Origin of the sequence: Streptomyces sp. TLI_171, assembly GCF_003610255.1 — a bacterium.
GTDB lineage: Bacteria > Actinomycetota > Actinomycetes > Streptomycetales > Streptomycetaceae > Kitasatospora.
Map to the genome: position 1 here is coordinate 6,367,827 of NZ_RAPS01000001.1, position 17,214 is coordinate 6,385,040.

Genomic DNA, 17,214 nt, shown 5'->3' on the forward strand with positions numbered 1-17,214 from the left:
GGAAGCGATGGACCGCTTCGAGCAGGAGCTGGCCCGGATGTTGCGCGAGGGGCAGCAGGACGCGCCGTACGAGGCCCGCCACCGGGCCCGGCTGCACGCGGGGGTGCGGGCCCGGTACCGGACCCGGGCCTGGACGGCCGCCGGGTCGGGGCTGACCGCCGCCGGACTCTGCGCCGCGCTGCTGCTGCTGGGGACCTCCGCCGCCGGGGGCGGGCCGCACGGCCCCCGGCCGGGCCCGCTCGCCTCCGCCGAGTCGGTGACCGCGACCGCGACCGCGCCGACGACCGGGACCGCGCCGGCGGGTGCCGGCGGATGACGGACGCCCAGGTCACCCGTCCGGCCCGCCGCGCGAAGAAGGCCCCCGCCGTGAGCACCGGGACCACGACCGTCTCCGCCGACCACCTCCGGCAGCTGCGCCGGCAGGGCTACGCCGCCCCGCCCCGACCGTCCGTCGGGGAACGGCTGGTGACGCCGTTCCCGGAGCCCGGATCGCGGCTGCGGCACTCCTGCGGACCCGCCCCGGCGACAGTGCGCCGACTGGCCCGCTGGTCCAGCTGGGGCGGGCCGCTGCTGGTCACGCTGTTCGCCGGGCTGGCGCGCTTCTGGCAGCTGGGCAGCCCGCGGGCGGTGGTGTTCGACGAGACGTACTACGCGAAGGACGCCTGGTCCCTGCTGCGGCTCGGCTACGAGGGCAGCTGGCCGGACCGCACCGTCGCCGACCCGCAGATCCTCGGCAGCCCGCAGCTGGTCCCGCTCTCCGACTCCGGGGCGTTCGTCGCGCACCCGCCGACCGGCAAGTGGGTGATCGGCCTCGGCGAGTGGATGTTCGGCCTCGGCCCGTTCGGCTGGCGCTTCATGACCGCGGCGCTGGGCACCCTCTCGGTGCTGATGCTGTGCCGGATCGGACGCCGCCTGTTCCGCTCCACCCTGCTGGGCTGCCTGGCCGGGGCGCTGATGGCGGTCGACGGCCTGCACTACGTGATGAGCCGCACCGCGCTGCTCGACCTGATGGTGATGGTGTTCGCGCTGGCGGCGTTCGGGGCGCTGCTGCTCGACCGGGACCGGACCCGGGCCCGGCTGGCCGCCGCCCTGCCCGCGGACGGCGCACGACCGGCCGGGAGCCGGCACCCCGGCGACCGCGCCGGGACGGGCCCGCGGCCCTGGCGGCTCACGGCCGGGCTGTTCCTCGGACTCTCGGCCTCGGTCAAGTGGAACGGCCTGTACTTCCTGGCCTTCTTCCTCGTCCTCACCCTGCTGTGGGACGCCGGCGCCCGCCGCACCGCGGGCGCCCACCGCCCCTGCCGCGCGGTGCTGCGCAAGGACACCTGGTCGGCGCTCGCCCTCGGCGCGGTCGCCGCCCTGACCTACCTGGCGACCTGGACCGGCTGGCTGCTGTCCGACCGCGGCTACGGCCGGCACTGGGCGGACGGCCGCGGCGGCGCCTGGTCCTGGATCCCGGCGCCGCTGCGCAGCCTCTGGCACTACGAGCACGACGTGTACCGGTTCAACGTGGGCCTGCACACGCCGCACGCGTACGAGTCGAACCCGTGGAGCTGGCTGGTCCAGGGCCGCCCCGTGCTGTTCCACTACACCCAGGCCGAGCCCGGCACGGCCGGCTGCCACGCCGCCACCGCCTGCGTGCAGACGGTCCTCGCCCTCGGCACGCCGCTGCTGTGGTGGTCGGCCTGCTGCGCGCTCGCCTTCCTGCTGTACCGCTGGGCCCTGCGCCGCGACTGGCGCTCCGGCGCCGTCCTGTGCGGCGTCGGCGCCGGCTACCTGCCCTGGTTCGGCTACCAGGACCGCACCATCTTCTCCTTCTACGCCGTCGCCTTCGTGCCGTACCTGTGCCTGGCCCTGACGATGCTGCTGGCCGCCCTCCCGGGCCCGCCGGACGCGAGCGAAGGCCGCCGCCTGCGCGGAGTGACGGTGGCCGCCGTCCTGGTCCTGCTGATCGCCTGGAACTTCCTCCACTTCCTGCCGATCTACACCGGCCGCACCGTCCCGTACCCGGACTGGCGCGCCAGGCTGTGGCTGGACAGCTGGTTCTGACGCGTACGGACGACGGCCCGCGGATCCGACCGCGGTCGCCGACGGTTCGTCAGGGGCGGGGTGGCAGGCGGGCGGCGAGGGCGTCGAGGAGGAGGTCGAGGGCCAGCGGGTAGGCGCTGCGGCGCATGTCGGCGGCGAGCAGGTCGGCGGTGGCGGCGATGTGGGGGTGGGTGTCGGCGGGGAGGTCGCGGTAGGCGGTGTCCCAGACGCCCAGGTCGGCGTGTTGGGCGGGGGCGGGCAGGGCGAGGGCGGCGGAGTCGAGGACGGCGAAGCCGAGGGCCTGGTCGATGAAGGCGTGGTAGAGGCTGACGGCGTCGGGGTCGGGGAAGCCGGCCCCGCGGAGGATGCCGAGCATGGTCTCGATGGCCCGGATCTCGTTGGCGCGGCCCGTGGTGCGGTACGCGGCGAGCACGGCGGCCTGCGGGTGGGCGGTGGAGCGGGCGTGGATCCGCAGGCCGACCTCGCGCAGGTCGGCGCGCCAGTCGCCGGTGGGCTGCCAGCCGTGCAGGCCGAGGCCGATCAGTTCGTCGGCGACGGCCAGCAGCAGGTCGTCGGCGCTGTGGAAGTAGCGGTAGATCGCGCTCGGGTCCGCGCCGAGCGCGATGCCCAGGCGGCGGACGGTGAAGGCCTGGGCGCCGTGCTGGCCGACCAGGCGCAGCGCGGTGTCGATGATGACCTGTTCGGAGAGCACGGTGCCGTGCTTGGTGGGGCGCCGGCGGCGGCGCGCGGGCTCGGGGACGACGCGGTCGGTCATGGCCGCCGAGCTTACGACAACAGCATTGACGTGTGAAGGGGCTGCGGGTTTCATGGCGTGCCTACCGACCTTCCCGGCGGTGGACCCCCACCCGGCGTGCCACGTTCCCGAGGTCCGCCGGCTCTCTGTGCACCTCCGCGCCCTCGGCGGCGCACCCCACCGACGCCCCGCGCGGGGCGTTCCCCCACGACACTCTCGGCGGTGATCCTTTGGCAACGACGGTCAAGGACCGGGGCCCCGTCCCCGACGGCGGCGGCCAGGACGCGATGCGCAAGTCGGTCGGCGTCGGCGCGGTGGTGGTGATCGCCGCGTCCAGCACGGCCGCCACCACCTCGATCGGCATCGGCCTCGGCCTGATGGCGGGCGTGGTCGGCCTGCACCTGCCGGCCATCATGCTGCTGGCGTTCCTGCCGGTGCTCGGCATCGCCTGCGGCTACGGCCGCCTCAACCGGGTCGAGCCGGACGCGGGCAGCTCCTACCGCTGGGTCGGCAAGGCGCTGAACCCCTGGCTGGGCTTCCTCACCGGCTGGGTGAACATCGTCACCACCGTGGTGTTCATGGCGTACACCACCACCGTCACCGGCTCCGCGCTGATCCAGCTGGCGGGCACGGCCGGACTGCACTCGCTGCCCGGCGTGCGCCTGGACCCGGACTCCAGCTTCCAGTGCACGCTGATCGGCATGCTGGTGCTGCTCGCCGCCACCGTGGTCGCCGTCCGCGGCCTGGACCTGGCGGCCCGGCTGCAGAAGTACCTGCTGATCTTCGAGTACGCGGTGCTGCTGGCGTTCTGCGGCTACGGCCTGTTCGCCGGCGACCAGCCGTTCAGCCTGTCCTGGTACGACCCGTTCGAGATCCCGTCGATGGCCTCGCTGGCCCAGGGCATGGTGCTGGCGGTGTTCTGCTACTGGGGCTTCGAGTCGGTGTTCAGCGTCGGCGAGGAGGTGCACGACCCGAAGGACGCCACCCGGGGCGGGTTCCTGTCGCTGCTGCTGATGCTCGGCCTGTTCCTGTTCGCCGGCACCGCGTTCCAACGGGTGCTGCCGATCGAGGAGCTGGCGGACAACGGGGCCACCGGCCTGGCGTACTTCGCCGAGAAGCTGGCCGATCAGCCGCTCGCCGCGCTGCCGCTGGTGGCGCTGACCTTCTCTGCGGCGGCCTCGCTGCAGGCCGCGGTGATCCCGACCGCTCGCGGCACCTACGCGATGGGCCGCGACGGCACCCTCGGCCGCGTGTGGACCAGGCTGCACCCGCGCTTCCGCACCCCGTCCACCGGCACCTGGCTGATCACCGGCATCGCGCTGGCGCTGTCCGTTCTGGCGCTGGTCATCCCGACCGTCACCGAGCTGATCTCTGCGACCGTCAACGCCATCGGCATCGTGGTCGCGCTGTACTACGCGCTGGTCGCGATCGCCTCCGCGGTGCGGTTCCGGCGCCTGCTGCGGGACGACCTCGCGGAGGGGCTGAAGGCGGTGGTGGCGCCGCTGCTCGGCGGCGCGGTGCTGCTGCTGGTCGGGGGCTACCTCGCCTGGACCTTCTACGACTCCACCGACCACTTCGAACTCGCCGCCGCCAACGGCTGGTTCGAGCTCTCGGTGCCGGTGCTGATGATCGGCTCCGGCCTGGTCGCCGCCGCCTGGTCGCGCTGGGGCCGCCGCTCTGCCTACTTCACCGGCGCCACCGACCGGGCCGGTGCCGCCGAACCGGCGGAGACCCCCGCCGCCGCCTGACGTCCAGTCAACTCCCGTGCCTCACACAGAAAACGGAGCACCTGCAATGAACCGTGCCGACCTGGTTTTCACCGGCGGTCCGATCCACACCGGCGACGCCGCCCGTACCCGGGCGACCTCGCTGGCCGTCACCGGGGAGCGGATCACCGCCGTGGGCCACGACGAGGTGCGGGAGTTGATCGGCCCGGGCACCGAGGTGGTCGACCTGGGCGGCAAGCTGTTGGTCGCCGGCTTCCAGGACGCCCACATCCACGCGGTGTTCGGCGGCATGGAGATGGCCGCCTGCGACCTGACCGGCACCGTCACGGTGGCGGAGTACCTGCAGCGGATCGGCGCGTACGCGGCCGCCCACCCCGAGAAGGAGTGGATCACCGGCGGCGGCTGGTCGATGGAGAGCTTCGAGGGCGGCCTGCCCACCCGGCAGCTGCTCGACCGGGTGGTGCCCGAGCGCCCGGTGCTGCTCGCCAACCGCGACCACCACGGCGCGTGGGCCAACACCCGCGCCCTGGAACTCGCCGGACTCACCCGGGACACCCCCGACCCGGCCGACGGCCGGATCGAGCGCGAGGCCGACGGCACCCCGAGCGGCATGCTCCAGGAGGGCGCCTGCGGCCTGGTCGGCAAGCACGCCCCCGCCACCTCGGCCGCCGACCGGCTGGCCGGGCTGCTGGCCGCCCAGGAGATGCTGCACTCGCTCGGCATCACCGCCTGGCAGGACGCCCTGCTCGGCGACTTCGGCGGCAACCCGGACCCGTCCGACGCCTACCGCACCGCCGCCCTGGACGGCACCCTGACCGCCCGGGTGGTCGGCGCGCTGTGGTGGGACCGCGAGCGCGGCGCCGAGCAGATCCCCGAACTCCTCGCCCGCCGCGAGAAGCTGAGCCACGGCCGGTTCCGGGTCGGAGCCGTGAAGATCATGCAGGACGGCATCGCGGAGAACTTCACCGCCGCCCTCACCGCCCCCTACCTGGACGGCTGCGGCTGCGCCACCGGCAACAGCGGCCTCAGCTTCGTCGACCCGGTCGCGCTGCGCGAGCACGTCACCGCGCTGGACGCGCTCGACTTCCAGGTGCACTTCCACGCCCTCGGCGACCGCGCCGTCCGCGAGGCGCTGGACGCCGTGGACGCCGCGATCGCCGCCAACGGCCGCCGCGGCAACCGGCACCACCTCGCCCACCTGCAGGTGGTCCACCCCAGCGACCTGGCCCGGTTCGCCGCGCTCGGCGCGATCGCCAACATCCAGCCGCTGTGGGCCGCCCACGAACCGCAGATGGACGAGCTGACCATCCCCTTCCTCGGACCCGAACGAGCCGCCTGGCAGTACCCGTTCGGCGACCTGCTGCGCACCGGCGCCACCCTGGCCGCGGGGAGCGACTGGCCGGTCTCCAGCCCCGTCCCGATCGACGGCATCCACGTCGCCGTCAACCGCCGCGAGCCCGGCGCCGACCCGGCCGTCCCGGTGTTCCTGCCCGAGCAGCGCCTCGACCTGGCCACCGCGCTCGCCGCCTACACCTCCGGCACCGCGTACCTCAACGGCCTCGACGACACCGGCGTGCTGCGCGCCGGCAACCTCGCCGACCTGGTGGTGCTGGACCGCGACCCGTTCGCCGCGCCCAGCGAGGAGATCGCCCGGACCCGGGTGCTGCGCACCTACGTCGGCGGGCGGGCCGTGCACACCGCCGAGTGAGCCCGGACACCCTGTCGGGCCGACCGGGGACGGCTCGGCAGGGTGCCTGCCGACTCGCCATGAACGACACGTGTCCGAGACCCTGCGGGCCGTCGGTCACGTCGCCCGGATCACCTGCCGTGCAGCACCGCGGCCTCGAAGGCCCGGAAGTCCCGCTCCTGATTCCACTCCAGCAGCGCCTTCGGGCTGGCCGCGAGCAGCGCCGCGCAGCGCGCCGTCGGCTTCGTGCCCACCGGGCGGCCCTGGCACTCCGGCACCGGCACGAACCCGTCCCGGTCGCGCCACAGGCTGCGCCCGGCGACGAAGCCGTACTCCAGCGAGGTCCGCGCCAGGTCCTTCAGGTCGCGGTAGCCCAGCGCGTAGGTCCGCGCCGCCCGGACGTACTCGTGGGTGATGTCGATCCGCTCCACGCCCGGGTCGTCGGTGGCCAGCGCCGTCGGCACCCCGTGGCTGCGGTACAGCGGGAACGGGTGCTCCGCTCCCTCCACCTGGAGGATCTGGGCGTTCGAGGTCAGCGGGACCTCGACCAGCACCTTGCGCTCCGCGAGCGTGCGCAGCAGGCCCGCCGGGTCGTCCTCGTGCGCCACGTCCACGCCGTGCCCGATCCGCTCCGCGTGGCCGGTCAGCACCGCCTCCCGAATGTGGAAGGCCAGGTCCTCCGGCTTCACCAGGCCCGGGGCCAACTCGCCCGCGTGCAGGCTGATGTGGGCCTTCGGGTAGAGCGGGTGCAGGAAGTCCAGCATCTGCATCTGCAGCCGGTAGTTGTCCAGCGAGGACTGGTAGTCCTCCGGCTGCACCAGGTTCACCGCGACGAAGCGCTCGTCCTGCGAGGCCAGTTCCATCCCCAGCAGCAGCTGCGCGAACACCCGCGCCGGGGTGGACGCCCGGGACGCCTGCGACTGCAGGCGCACCGTCACCGCGCAGCCCGGCCGGGCCTGCGCCGTCCCGCACTGCTCGGTGTCCTGGTACTCCGCCCAGGCCCGGTCCGCGTCCGCCCGGGCCCCGTCCACCAGCGCCTGGATCTGCCCGTCGGCCAGCAGCTTCTGCCGCAGCGCCGCGAGGTCCGGCTCGAAGCCGACCTTCGCGGCCAGCGCGGCCACCCCGACCGAGGACGGCGTCTGCAGGGTCTCCAGGTAGCTCTGGTGCTGCGCCGCCATGGTGTCGGTCACCTCGGCCAGCATCACGCCCGGGTGCCGCCAACTGGCCTCGCCGAACTTGCCGAAGGTCGCGAAGAAGTGGTCGTGCCCGCTCTCCGGGCCCGGCACGAAGTCCTGCATCGACCAGGCCCGGATCACCGCCGTCCGGAACTCGCCCTCCGGCACGGCGTCCTGGGCCGGCCGGGCGGTGCCCTGGCACGGCCCGGTCGCCGAGACGAAGGTGACCGAGTCGATGCAGAGATCGTCCTGCGCGGCCAGCCGGATCAGCAGCTCGGTCGTCACCGCACCCGACAGGTGGTTGTGCAGGTCCCCGCCCTTCGGCATCTCCCGCAGGAACGCCTGCACCTTCGCAGGGTCCTGTCGGATGCCGTCCAGGTACGAGGCGACCCGTCCTTCCAGCGGACGGGCGCCGGGCAGTTGCGCCTCGGCGTGGGCGGCGGGGGCCAGCGGCGCCAGCAGCGCCGCGCAGGCGACGAGGGCGGCCGTGGTGGTACGGCGTAGCGAGATCATGACCGCCATGCTGACGCCCCGTCAGCGACGGGGCGGGGCACGGCGGTTCGTGTCGTACGTGCACCATCCGAAAGCGTGACGGGCCCGGTGCCGGGCCCGCCCGCCGGACGGCGGTGCTACTACTTCTTGGCGGTCTTCGCGGCGGGCTTGGCGCCGGACTTGGCGGCCTTCTCGGCCTTCTCGGCGCTCTCCTTGATCCGCTGCGCCTCCTTGCGGACGTCCACCTGGTTGGCGCGCTCGTGCTGCAGCCACAGCGGGTTCTCGTCGCGCAGCGCGTCGATCTGCTCGGTGGTGAGCGCCTCCGTGATGCCGGCCCGGCCGAGGCCGGTGACCGAGATGCCGAGGCGGGCGGCGACCACCTGGCGCGGGTGCGGACCGTTGCGGCGCAGTTCGGCGAGCCACTGCGGCGGCTCGGCCTGCATCGCGTTGAGCTCCTCGCGGGAGACGACGCCCGCCTGGAACTCGGCGGGGGTCGCCGCCAGGTAGATCCCCAGCTTCTTGGCCGCGGTCGCGGGCTTCATGGTCTGGGAGGTCTTGGGCTTGGGCGTAGTCATGCCCCAAGGGTATAGGGAACGCGCACCCGCCCTGGTCACGATGGGTAGCCTGGGGCGTGTGACCGAGATCGAGCAGCACTCCGCATCCTTCCGCCTGGCGTACGTGCCCGGGGTGACGCCCACCAAGTGGCTGCGGGTGTGGGAGGAGCGGCTGCCGGACGTCCGGCTGGAGCTGCTGCAGTCCACCCCGTCGGAGGGCCACGGGCTGCTGCTCACCGGCGGGGCCGACGCCGGTCTGGTGCGGCTGCCGGTGGACCGGACGGTGCTGAGCGCGATCCCGCTGTACACCGAGACCACCGTGGTGGTGTTCCCGAAGGACCACTGGCTGGGTGCCGCCGAGGCCGAGGAGGTCACCGTCGCGGACCTCGCCGAGGAGATCGTCTTCCACCCGCAGGACGACGTGCTGGAGTGGCCCGACGGCCTGCCGGGCCGCCCCGCGTTCGAGCGGCCCGCGACCACCGGCGACGCGATCGAGCTGGTGGCGGCGAACGTCGGCGTGCTGGCCGTGCCGCAGTCGCTGGCCCGGCTGCACCACCGGCGCGACCTGACCTACCGCACCCTGGCCGACGTCCCGCAGTCGCAGGTCGCACTGGCCTGGCCGGAGGCGGCGACCACCGACCTGGTGGAGGAGTTCATCGGCATCGTCCGCGGCCGCACCGCCAACAGCTCGCGCGGCCGGACCGCCGCCGCCGAACAGCAGCGGCAGCCGAAGCCGCAGACCGCGCGCAAGCCGCAGGCCGCGTCCCGCACCCAGCAGAAGCCCAAGCCCGGCCAGCGCGGGGCCGGCGGCGCCCGCACCGGCGGCAGCCGCACCGCCCAGCCCAAGCGCGGCCGCAAGCGGTAGCCGCCGACCGGTACGCGTCACGCGGCGGCCGACGCACCGTCAGCCGCCCGCTTCCCGGCGTTCCCGGAGTTGGTGCGCCCTGGCCCGCATGATGGTCGGACGGGCATCCTTGCCGTACCGACCGAGGAGAGTGGCCACGATGGTGCACGCACGGGCCGGCCAGCCGGCGCAGCCGCAGGATCTGATCGACGTCGCCCGGCTGGTGACGGCGTACTACTCGCTGCACCCGGATCCGGCGGAGGTCGCCCAGCGGGTGGCGTTCGGCACCTCCGGGCACCGGGGCTCGGCGTCGAGGACGGCGTTCAACGAGGACCACATCGCGGCGACCGCGCAGGCGATCTGCGACTACCGGGCCGAACAGGGCACCACCGGGCCGCTGTTCCTCGGCATCGACACCCACGCGCTGTCGGAGCCGGCCCGCGCCACCACGCTGGAGGTGCTGGCCGCCAACGGCGTCACCGTGCTGCTGGACACCGCGGACGGGTACACCCCGACCCCGGCCGTCTCGCACGCGATCCTGACCCACAACCGCACCCGCCCCGCGGCGCTCGCCGACGGCATCGTGGTGACGCCCTCGCACAACCCGCCCGCCGACGGCGGGTTCAAGTACAACCCGCCGCACGGCGGCCCGGCCGACTCCACCGCCACCGGCTGGATCGAACGCCGCGCCAACGAGCTGCTCGCCGCCGGCCTGGCCGGCGTCCGCCGCGTCCCGTACGCGCGGGCGCTGGCCGCCGACACCACCGGCCGGTACGACTTCCTCGGCGGCTACGTCGACGACCTGCCCGCCGTGCTGAACCTGGAGGCCGTCCGGGCGGCCGGGGTGCGGATCGGCGCGGACCCGCTGGGCGGCGCGTCCGTCGCCTACTGGGGCCGGATCGCCGAGACCCACCGGCTGGACCTCACCGTGGTCAACCCGCTCACCGACCCCACCTGGCGGTTCATGACGCTGGACTGGGACGGCAAGATCCGGATGGACTGCTCCTCGCCGTACGCGATGGCCTCGCTGATCGACAAGCGCGACGCGTACACCCTGGCCACCGGCAACGACGCCGACGCCGACCGGCACGGCATCGTCACCCCCGACGGCGGCCTGATGAACCCCAACCACTACCTGGCCGTCGCCATCGACTACCTCTACCGGCACCGCGCGGGCTGGCCCGCGGCCGCGGCCGTGGGCAAGACCCTGGTGTCCTCCTCGATGATCGACCGGGTGGCCGCCTCGCTCGGCCGCGACCTGCTCGAAGTCCCGGTCGGCTTCAAGTGGTTCGTCGACGGGCTGCTCGGCGGGACGGTCGCCTTCGGCGGCGAGGAGTCCGCGGGCGCCTCCTTCCTGCGCCGCGACGGCTCCCCGTGGACCACCGACAAGGACGGCATCCTGCTGGCGCTGCTCGCCTCCGAGATCACCGCCGTCACCGGGAACACCCCCTCCGCGCTCTACCGCGAGCTGACCGCCGCCCACGGCGACCCCGTCTACGCCCGCGTGGACGCCCCCGCCGACCGCGAGCAGAAGGCCGCGCTCGCCGCCCTCGACCCCTCGCAGGTCACCGCCGACGCGCTGGCCGGCGAGCCGATCACCGCGGTCCTCACCCACGCCCCGGGCAACGGCGCCGCGATCGGCGGCCTCAAGGTCTGCACCGAGAACGCCTGGTTCGCCGCCCGCCCGTCCGGCACCGAGGACGTCTACAAGATCTACGCCGAGAGCTTCCTCGGCGCCGACCACCTCGCGCAGGTCCAGTCCGAGGCCCGTGACCTGGTCACCGAGGTCCTCGCCAAGGCCTGACCGCCTTCCCGTCCACCCCTGCACACCCCTCCCCGCGCGGGAGGGGTGTTGCATTGTGGTGCGCCATGTTCGAAGATGTTTGATGTACCGGCTCGCCCTGCCCCCGGGCCGTGACTCGAACCCTGAGGAGTGCCGCCGTGCACAAGACGGTGACCAAGCTGGCCGACGGCCGCGAGCTGATCTACTACGACACCGAGCCGGCGTCCCGCGACGCGGTCGACCGGCGTCCGCTGGAGCCCGCCGCGAGCGTCTCGGAGATCCGCGTCGACCCGTTCACCGGCGACGCGGTCACCGTCGCGGCCCACCGCCAGGCCCGCACCTACCACCCGCCGGCCGACGAGTGCCCGCTCTGCCCCTCGCTCGGCGACCGGCTGAGCGAGATCCCGGCCGAGGACTACCAGGTCGCGGTCTTCGAGAACCGCTTCCCGTCCCTCGCCTCCTCCTCCGCCGAGCACGTCGCCCCCTGGTCGGACGGCCCGTACGCGCTCGCCCCGGGCACCGGCCGCTGCGAGGTGGTGTGCTTCACCTCCGACCACGGCGCGGCGTTCGGCGACCTCACCGAGGAGCGGGCCCGCCTGGTCCTGGACGCCTGGACGGACCGCACCGCCGAACTGCACACCCGGCCGGACGTCCGCCAGGTCTACTGCTTCGAGAACCGCGGCGCCGACATCGGCGTCACCCTCGGGCACCCGCACGGGCAGATCTACGCCTTCCCGTTCACCACCCCGCGCACCGCGCAGGCCCTCGACCGGGTCGCCGCCCACCAGCGGGAGACCGGCCGCAACCTGTACGACGAGGTGCTGGCCGCCGAGCGGTCCACCATCGGCGCGGAGGACTCCCGGGTGGTGCTGGCCGGCGAGCACTGGACGGCGTTCGTGCCCTTCGCCGCCCGCTGGCCGTACGAGGTGCACCTCTACCCGAACCGGCGGGTCGCCGACCTGACCGGGCTGGACGAAGCCGCCCGCGCCGAGTTCCCGCGGATCTACCTGGACCTGCTGCGCCGCTTCGACCGGCTGTTCCCCGAGCCGGCCCCCTACATCGCCGCCTGGCACCAGACCCCGCGGCCCGCGGAGGTCGAACTCGCCCTGCACCTGGAGCTGTTCACCATCCGCCGGACCGCCGGCAAGCTCAAGTACCTGGCCGGCACCGAGTCCGGGATGGGGGCGTTCATGAACGACATCCGCCCCGAGACGGCCGCCCGCACCCTCCGCGAGCTGTAACCCGCCGCCCCCGCGACCCCTGGAACCCGCCCGCGCCGTGGGCGGGTTCCTTCGCGTTCCCGGACATGCAGAAGACCCGCCCGGAAGGGCAGCTGCCCTGCTCCGAGCGGGTCCGCGGATCTCGGCCGGTCAGCCCACCCGGTGCGCGCCCTGCGCGGGCGTCGCCGTGAAGGTGTGCGGGGCGCCGTACCCGGCCTCGGCGAACGCCGCGTGCACGGCGCTCTCGACGGCCTCCAGGCGGTCCGAGTCGACCAGGGCGAGGACGGAGCCGCCGAAGCCGCCGCCCATCATCCGGGCGCCGAGCGCGCCCGCCGCGTTCGCGGTCGCCACCGCCAGGTCGGTCTCGGGGCAGGAGATCCGGTAGTCGTCGCGCAGCGAGGCGTGCCCGGCGGTCAGGATCGGGCCGAGCGCGCGCGGGTCGCCGGCGTCCAGCGCGGCGACGGTGTCCAGCACGCGCTGGTCCTCCGTCACCACGTGGCGCAGCAGCGGGCGCAGGTCGGCGGGCAGCTTCTCCTCGGCCGCCGCCAGCTCCTCGGCGGCGACGTCGCGCAGCGCCGGGACGCCGAGCAGCTCGGCGGCCCGCTCGCAGCCGGCCCGCAGGCCCGCGTACGCGCCGTCGCCGAGGTCGTGCTTCACCCGGGTGTCGACCACCAGCAGGGTCAGCCCGACGGCGGGCAGGTCCAGCGGAACCTGACGGCCGATCAGGGTGCGGGTGTCGAGGAAGAAGGCGTGGCCCTCGACGCAGCAGCTGGACGCCATCTGGTCGAGCGCCCCGCACGGCACGCCGACGAAGGCGTTCTCGGCGCGCTGCGCGATCAGCGCCCGGCCCGGGGCGTCCAGGCCGAGGCCGTACAGCTCGTCCAGGGCGATCGCGGTGGCGCACTCCAGCGCGGCGGAGGAGGAGAGCCCGGCGCCGGTGGGGACGTCCGAGGAGAACGCCAGGTCGGCGCCGCCCACGGCGTGGCCGGCCTCGGCCAGCGCCCAGAACACCCCGGCCGGGTACGCGGCCCAGCCCGGCACGCTGCCGGGGGCCCGGCCGTCCAGCACGACCGAGGTCACCTGGCCGTCGCCCTGCGCGCTGTACAGCCGCACCACGCCGTCCGGGCGGCGCCGGGCGGCGACCCGGGTGGCGTGGGGGAGCGCGGCGGGCAGCACGTACCCCTCGTTGTAGTCGGTGTGCTCGCCGATCAGGTTGATCCGGCCGGGCGCGGCCCACACGCCGTCGGGAGTGTCGCCGAAAGCGGCGGCGAAGGCGGCGGCGGCATCGGTGGTCATCGGGCTCACTCCAGCGGGGCACGGGCGGAACAGGCCTGGCAGCCTACTTACCAAACATATTCAAACACACAACATCACAGACGAACAGGGTTCGGTCGGCACCCCGTTCGATCCGGTCCAACTATGCTGAGCAACTCCCCCAGAGAACAGAGGGCACAGTGACCGACAGCGGACTGCTCGCCGACCAGCGGCGGGCGCTGATCCTCGACCAGGTGCGCCGCGACGGAGCGGTCAAGGTCGCCGAACTCGTCGACCAGCTGGGCGTGTCCGACATGACGATCCGCCGCGACCTGGACGCGCTGTCCCGGGCCGGCAACGTCCGCAAGGTGTACGGCGGGGCGGTCGCCCGCACCGCCACCGCCGAGGAGCCCGCGTTCGAGGCCAAGTCGGGCCTGGAGACCGACACCAAGGCCGCGCTCGCCGAAGCCGCCGCCGCCCAGGTCCAGCCCGGCAGCGTGGTGGCGATCTCGGCCGGCACCACCGCCTACGCCGCCGCCACCCGCCTGCTGGACGTCCCCGGCCTCACCGTGGTCACCAACTCCCTCCCGGTCGCCGAACTGGTCCGCACCCGCGGCGGCGACCACGGCCCCGCGCTGCTGCTCACCGGTGGCGCGCCGACCCGCTCCGCCGCCCTGGTCGGGCCGCTCGCCGACCAGTCGATCCGCTCCCTGCACGTCGACCTGCTGATCATCGGCGCCCACGGGGTCAGCGAACGCGCCGGCCTCACCACCCCCAACCTCGCCGAGGCCCAGACCAACCGCGCCCTGATCGCCTCCGCCCACCGCACCATCGCGGTCGCCGACCACACCAAGTGGGGCGTCGTCGGCCTCAGCTCCTTCGCCGCCCTCACCGACCTCGACTGTTTCATCACCGACCAGGGCCTCCCGGCCCCGGCCCGCGCCGTCCTCGCCGAATCCTGCGGCGAACTCCTGGTCGTCTGAGCCGCCGAGCCCGTGGACGATCCGACCCGCAGCCTGCTCGCCGCCTGGCAGCGCTTCGACGGCCCGCTGCACCTGCGCGCGGGCTTCGACCGGGCCGCGTTCGACGCGCTCGCGGACGCGCTGCAGCGCTGCGCCGCCGCCTGGGCGGAACGGGACGCGATTCCGCGGGCCGCGGTGAACGTGCTGGTCGACGTGTTCGCCGCGACGGAGGCGAACGCGCACTGCTACCAGGGGGCGGAGGCCGAGCAGGTGCAGGAAGCGGCTTACCTGCTGCACGAGTTGGTGGCCGGGTGTGTCGAACTCCGGCCGACGGGCGGGGTCAGCGGATCCAGCCCGGGTCGCGGCCGCTGAGGGAGAGCGCCCGGTCGAAGTCGGTGGCCTCGGCAGGGGCGGGGCGGGGGTCTGCGTAGCCGCCGTTGGCGCGGGCCTGGTCGGCGATCTGCCGCACCACGTCGAGGAGTTCGGCGCCCGCCTGCTCGCCGACCGGGAACGGGTGCCCGGTGGCGCGAGCCAGGTCCCAGCCGTGCAGGGCGAGTTCCTGAACGGTGACGGCGCAGGCCAGGCCCGCGGGCACGGTGCCCGGGCCGAACTCGGTGTCCCCGGCGAGCGCTCCCGGCCGCAGCCAGGCCGCGGCCGTGCGCTCGGCGCCGGCGGCCACCTCCGCGGGGCCGGTCAGGGCGGCGGGTTCGCCGGTGCGCGGAAGCTTGGCGGCGGCGCGCTCGGCGTCGGGGAGGAAACCGCCCAGGTGGGCGAGCAGGTCGGTGACGGTGAACTTCTCGCACGGGGTGGCGGCGGTCAGGTGCTCGGCCGGGATGCCCGCGGCGGTCCGGGCGAACAGGGCGGCGAACTCGGTCAGTGCGGTCTGCATGGCGATGTCCCTCGGGTGTGCTCGGGCTCATTGATTTAGTCAAGACTAAAATAACGACAGCGCCCGCCGCAAGCCGAAGCTGAAGGACGGACTAAAATGACGGTCATGGAAGCGGTGCAAGTGATCGCCGAGCCCCGCCGTCGCGAGATCCTCCGGCTGGTCTGGGAGGACGAGCTGTGCGCGGGCGACATCGCCGAACGGTTCGAGGTGACCTTCGGCGCGGTCTCCCAGCACCTGAAAGTGCTGCGCGAGGCCGGGCTGGTGACGCTCCGCCAGGAGGGCCGCAAGCGCTACTACCGGGCGGACCGCGAGGCGCTCGGGCCGCTCGCGGCGTACCTGCAGTCGATGTGGTCCGCGAAGCTCGATGTGCTGGCCGAACTGGCCGAGGCCGAGGAGGCCGGGGGATGACGACCGATCGGGTGGTGCTGGAGCGGCGGATCGCCGCCCGCCCGGAGACCGTGTTCGCCTTCTTCACCGACCGTGAGAAGTGGCTGTCCTGGATGGGCCGGGACGGCGACTTCTCCTTCGCCCCGGGCGGCAAGTACCGCACCAACGTCAACGCCGACCACTACGCCGTGGGCGAGTTCCTGGTCCTCGAACCGCCCCACCGCGTGGTCTTCACCTGGGGCTGGGAGGCCGGCGACCACGGTGTCCCGCCCGGCGCCAGCACCGTTGAAGTCACCCTCGCCCCGGACGGCGACGGCACCCTGCTCACCTTCACCCACCGCGACCTCCCCCCGGCCGCCCGCACCCCCCACGCCCAGGGCTGGTCCCACTACCTGGACCGCCTCACCGTCCGCGCCACCGGCCACGACCCCGGCCCCGATCCCTGGCTGAACGGCTAGACCCCCGGGCCCGGTGTGCCGGGGTGTGCCAGTTGGTCTGGACCACTGGACGGGGGCCGAGGGGCCGCGCAGACTGGCGGGATGACGCTCCGATCGACGGCCGCCGGGTTGGAACTGCATGAACTGGACGTGCCGGACCGGGGGTTGATGCCGTTCGCGGTCGGATCCTTCGATGCGATCGGGCCGCTGTCGCGGGCGGAGTTCCCGCACCGGCACGCGTTCTACGAGCTGGCGTACGTCACGGCGGGGAGCGGGGCGCACGTGGTCGACCTGGCGGAGTACCGGGTCGAGCCGCCGGTGCTGTTCGCGGTGCTGCCCGGGCAGGTGCACCACTGGCGGGAAGTGCGGGAGTTGGACGGGTGGGTGCTGCTGTTCAACGAGGACTTCCTGCTGCGGCATCCGGAGGATCTGGGGCTACTGCGGGCGCTGGCGGCCGAACCGCCACCCCGCCCCGACCACCGCGGCGACCGCGAACTGCGGCACCTGCTGGGTGAGTTGACCGCCGAGCAGCAGGCCGGGCTGGACGGCGCGCCGGGCGTGCTGCAGGCGCTGCTGCACGTGCTGCTGGTGCGCGCGCTGCGGATGGCCGACGGGGCGGGAAGGGCGCGAGCGGCCGCGCACCCACTGGCGGAGCGGTTCGGCCGGATGATCGCCGAGGGCGGCCGGACCGATCGCTCGGTGCTCGCCCTGGCGCGCGAACTCGGCGTCTCGGCCGGCTACTTGCACGAGGTGGTGAAGGAGGCCACCGGCCGCACCCCGGCCCGCCTGGTGCGCGAGCAGCAGACCCTGGAGGCGAAGCGGCTGCTGGCCAGTACCGAGTTGACGATCCGTCAGGTCGCCGCGGCGGCCGGGTTCTCGGACCCGGCGTACTTCTGCCGCTTCTTCCGGCGCGAGGTCGGCCGCACCCCGGGGGAGTTCCGGGAGCGGAGCGGCGGGGCCTGAGGAATGCACCACGTCCCGCCGCCCGCGTCCATCGACGGCCCGGCGGGGCAGGGCCTAG

The 17,214-nt window shown here is 74.1% G+C and carries 17 protein-coding genes; 12 read left to right on the forward strand and 5 right to left on the reverse strand.

Annotated features, from left to right (window positions below; genetic code table 11):
* Window positions 1–7: 7 nt before the first annotated feature.
* Both BX266_RS28270 and BX266_RS28275 read left to right on the forward strand, forming a co-directional pair.
* Window positions 8–316 (forward strand): hypothetical protein, encoded by a 309-nt coding sequence (locus tag BX266_RS28270; protein ID WP_099904312.1) that lies wholly within the window; start codon window positions 8–10, stop codon window positions 314–316.
* Window positions 313–2,049, forward strand: coding sequence for a dolichyl-phosphate-mannose--protein mannosyltransferase (locus tag BX266_RS28275; protein WP_099904314.1), 1,737 nt, complete (start codon window positions 313–315; stop codon window positions 2,047–2,049). The genes BX266_RS28270 and BX266_RS28275 overlap by 4 nt, the downstream gene beginning before the upstream one ends.
* A gap of 49 nt (window positions 2,050–2,098) precedes the next feature.
* Here BX266_RS28275 and BX266_RS28280 read toward each other — a convergent pair whose 3' ends face one another.
* Complete coding sequence (locus BX266_RS28280) at window positions 2,099–2,803, reverse strand: TetR/AcrR family transcriptional regulator (protein ID WP_099904316.1); 705 nt, start codon at window positions 2,801–2,803, stop codon at window positions 2,099–2,101.
* 266 nt (window positions 2,804–3,069) lie between these two features.
* Between BX266_RS28280 and BX266_RS28285 the strand changes: the two genes are divergently transcribed.
* A complete protein-coding gene (locus BX266_RS28285; RefSeq protein ID WP_218969348.1) occupies window positions 3,070–4,530 on the forward strand; it encodes an APC family permease in 1,461 nt (486 codons plus the stop codon).
* A 46-nt stretch (window positions 4,531–4,576) separates the two neighbouring features.
* Window positions 4,577–6,217, forward strand: coding sequence for an amidohydrolase (locus BX266_RS28290; protein WP_099904320.1), 1,641 nt, complete (start codon window positions 4,577–4,579; stop codon window positions 6,215–6,217).
* Between the two features lie 110 nt (window positions 6,218–6,327).
* Here the strand turns inward: BX266_RS28290 and BX266_RS28295 are convergent, their stop codons facing one another.
* Window positions 6,328–7,893: an adenosine deaminase gene (locus BX266_RS28295; RefSeq protein ID WP_099904322.1), complete on the reverse strand. Its 1,566-nt coding sequence runs from the start codon at window positions 7,891–7,893 to the stop codon at window positions 6,328–6,330.
* Between the two features lie 110 nt (window positions 7,894–8,003).
* On the reverse strand, window positions 8,004–8,438 hold the full coding sequence (locus BX266_RS28300; protein ID WP_099904324.1) for a DUF5997 family protein: 435 nt from the start codon (window positions 8,436–8,438) through the stop codon (window positions 8,004–8,006).
* 58 nt (window positions 8,439–8,496) lie between these two features.
* Between BX266_RS28300 and BX266_RS28305 the strand changes: the two genes are divergently transcribed.
* The 3 genes from BX266_RS28305 to galT all read left to right on the forward strand — a co-directional run bounded on the left by BX266_RS28305 (window position 8,497) and on the right by galT (window position 12,285).
* On the forward strand, window positions 8,497–9,282 hold the full coding sequence (locus BX266_RS28305; RefSeq protein ID WP_259464890.1) for a LysR family substrate-binding domain-containing protein: 786 nt from the start codon (window positions 8,497–8,499) through the stop codon (window positions 9,280–9,282).
* Window positions 9,283–9,421: 139 nt separating this feature from the next.
* The gene (gene pgm / locus BX266_RS28310; protein ID WP_099904328.1) at window positions 9,422–11,065 is read left to right on the forward strand and encodes a phosphoglucomutase (alpha-D-glucose-1,6-bisphosphate-dependent); all 1,644 of its coding nucleotides are present in this window, start codon (window positions 9,422–9,424) and stop codon (window positions 11,063–11,065) included.
* Window positions 11,066–11,202: 137 nt separating this feature from the next.
* The gene (gene galT, locus BX266_RS28315) at window positions 11,203–12,285 is read left to right on the forward strand and encodes a galactose-1-phosphate uridylyltransferase (protein WP_099904330.1); all 1,083 of its coding nucleotides are present in this window, start codon (window positions 11,203–11,205) and stop codon (window positions 12,283–12,285) included.
* Between the two features lie 129 nt (window positions 12,286–12,414).
* Here galT and galK read toward each other — a convergent pair whose 3' ends face one another.
* Window positions 12,415–13,560 (reverse strand): galactokinase, encoded by a 1,146-nt coding sequence (gene galK, locus BX266_RS28320; protein ID WP_099904332.1) that lies wholly within the window; start codon window positions 13,558–13,560, stop codon window positions 12,415–12,417.
* A 158-nt stretch (window positions 13,561–13,718) separates the two neighbouring features.
* Here galK and BX266_RS28325 point away from each other — a divergent pair, with 158 nt between their 5' ends.
* Together BX266_RS28325 and BX266_RS28330 are read left to right on the forward strand one after the other, a co-directional pair.
* Entirely contained in the window at window positions 13,719–14,501 is a 783-nt protein-coding gene (locus BX266_RS28325) for a DeoR/GlpR family DNA-binding transcription regulator (protein ID WP_120314432.1), read from the forward strand.
* A 12-nt stretch (window positions 14,502–14,513) separates the two neighbouring features.
* Complete coding sequence (locus tag BX266_RS28330) at window positions 14,514–14,852, forward strand: hypothetical protein (RefSeq protein WP_259464891.1); 339 nt, start codon at window positions 14,514–14,516, stop codon at window positions 14,850–14,852.
* Here the strand turns inward: BX266_RS28330 and BX266_RS28335 are convergent.
* A complete protein-coding gene (locus tag BX266_RS28335; RefSeq protein ID WP_099904336.1) occupies window positions 14,821–15,369 on the reverse strand; it encodes a TIGR03086 family metal-binding protein in 549 nt (182 codons plus the stop codon). The two genes, BX266_RS28330 and BX266_RS28335, sit on opposite strands and share 32 nt — an antisense overlap.
* Window positions 15,370–15,474: 105 nt before the next feature.
* Between BX266_RS28335 and BX266_RS28340 the strand changes: the two genes are divergently transcribed.
* The 3 genes from BX266_RS28340 (at window position 15,475) to BX266_RS28350 (ending at window position 17,156) form a co-directional block, all read left to right on the forward strand.
* Complete coding sequence (locus BX266_RS28340) at window positions 15,475–15,777, forward strand: helix-turn-helix transcriptional regulator (RefSeq protein ID WP_099908396.1); 303 nt, start codon at window positions 15,475–15,477, stop codon at window positions 15,775–15,777.
* Entirely contained in the window at window positions 15,774–16,214 is a 441-nt protein-coding gene (locus BX266_RS28345) for an SRPBCC domain-containing protein (RefSeq protein WP_099904338.1), read from the forward strand. The genes BX266_RS28340 and BX266_RS28345 overlap by 4 nt, the downstream gene beginning before the upstream one ends.
* A gap of 81 nt (window positions 16,215–16,295) precedes the next feature.
* On the forward strand, window positions 16,296–17,156 hold the full coding sequence (locus tag BX266_RS28350) for a helix-turn-helix domain-containing protein (protein ID WP_099904340.1): 861 nt from the start codon (window positions 16,296–16,298) through the stop codon (window positions 17,154–17,156).
* Window positions 17,157–17,214: the final 58 nt, after the last annotated feature.

What these genes read in the sequence shown, in the direction of transcription:
- BX266_RS28335 (WP_099904336.1), bottom strand. Translation starts at nt 15,369, where the DNA reads ATGCAGACCGCACTGACCGAGTTCGCCGCCCTGTTCGCCCGGACCGCC.
- pgm (WP_099904328.1), top strand. Translation starts at nt 9,422, where the DNA reads ATGGTGCACGCACGGGCCGGCCAGCCGGCGCAGCCGCAGGATCTGATC.
- BX266_RS28275 (WP_099904314.1), top strand. Translation starts at nt 313, where the DNA reads ATGACGGACGCCCAGGTCACCCGTCCGGCCCGCCGCGCGAAGAAGGCC.
- BX266_RS28350 (WP_099904340.1), top strand. Translation starts at nt 16,296, where the DNA reads ATGACGCTCCGATCGACGGCCGCCGGGTTGGAACTGCATGAACTGGAC.
- BX266_RS28295 (WP_099904322.1), bottom strand. Translation starts at nt 7,893, where the DNA reads ATGGCGGTCATGATCTCGCTACGCCGTACCACCACGGCCGCCCTCGTC.
- BX266_RS28345 (WP_099904338.1), top strand. Translation starts at nt 15,774, where the DNA reads ATGACGACCGATCGGGTGGTGCTGGAGCGGCGGATCGCCGCCCGCCCG.
- BX266_RS28280 (WP_099904316.1), bottom strand. Translation starts at nt 2,803, where the DNA reads ATGACCGACCGCGTCGTCCCCGAGCCCGCGCGCCGCCGCCGGCGCCCC.
- BX266_RS28290 (WP_099904320.1), top strand. Translation starts at nt 4,577, where the DNA reads ATGAACCGTGCCGACCTGGTTTTCACCGGCGGTCCGATCCACACCGGC.
- BX266_RS28300 (WP_099904324.1), bottom strand. Translation starts at nt 8,438, where the DNA reads ATGACTACGCCCAAGCCCAAGACCTCCCAGACCATGAAGCCCGCGACC.
- BX266_RS28285 (WP_218969348.1), top strand. Translation starts at nt 3,070, where the DNA reads ATGCGCAAGTCGGTCGGCGTCGGCGCGGTGGTGGTGATCGCCGCGTCC.
- BX266_RS28340 (WP_099908396.1), top strand. Translation starts at nt 15,475, where the DNA reads ATGGAAGCGGTGCAAGTGATCGCCGAGCCCCGCCGTCGCGAGATCCTC.
- galK (WP_099904332.1), bottom strand. Translation starts at nt 13,560, where the DNA reads ATGACCACCGATGCCGCCGCCGCCTTCGCCGCCGCTTTCGGCGACACT.
- BX266_RS28270 (WP_099904312.1), top strand. Translation starts at nt 8, where the DNA reads ATGGACCGCTTCGAGCAGGAGCTGGCCCGGATGTTGCGCGAGGGGCAG.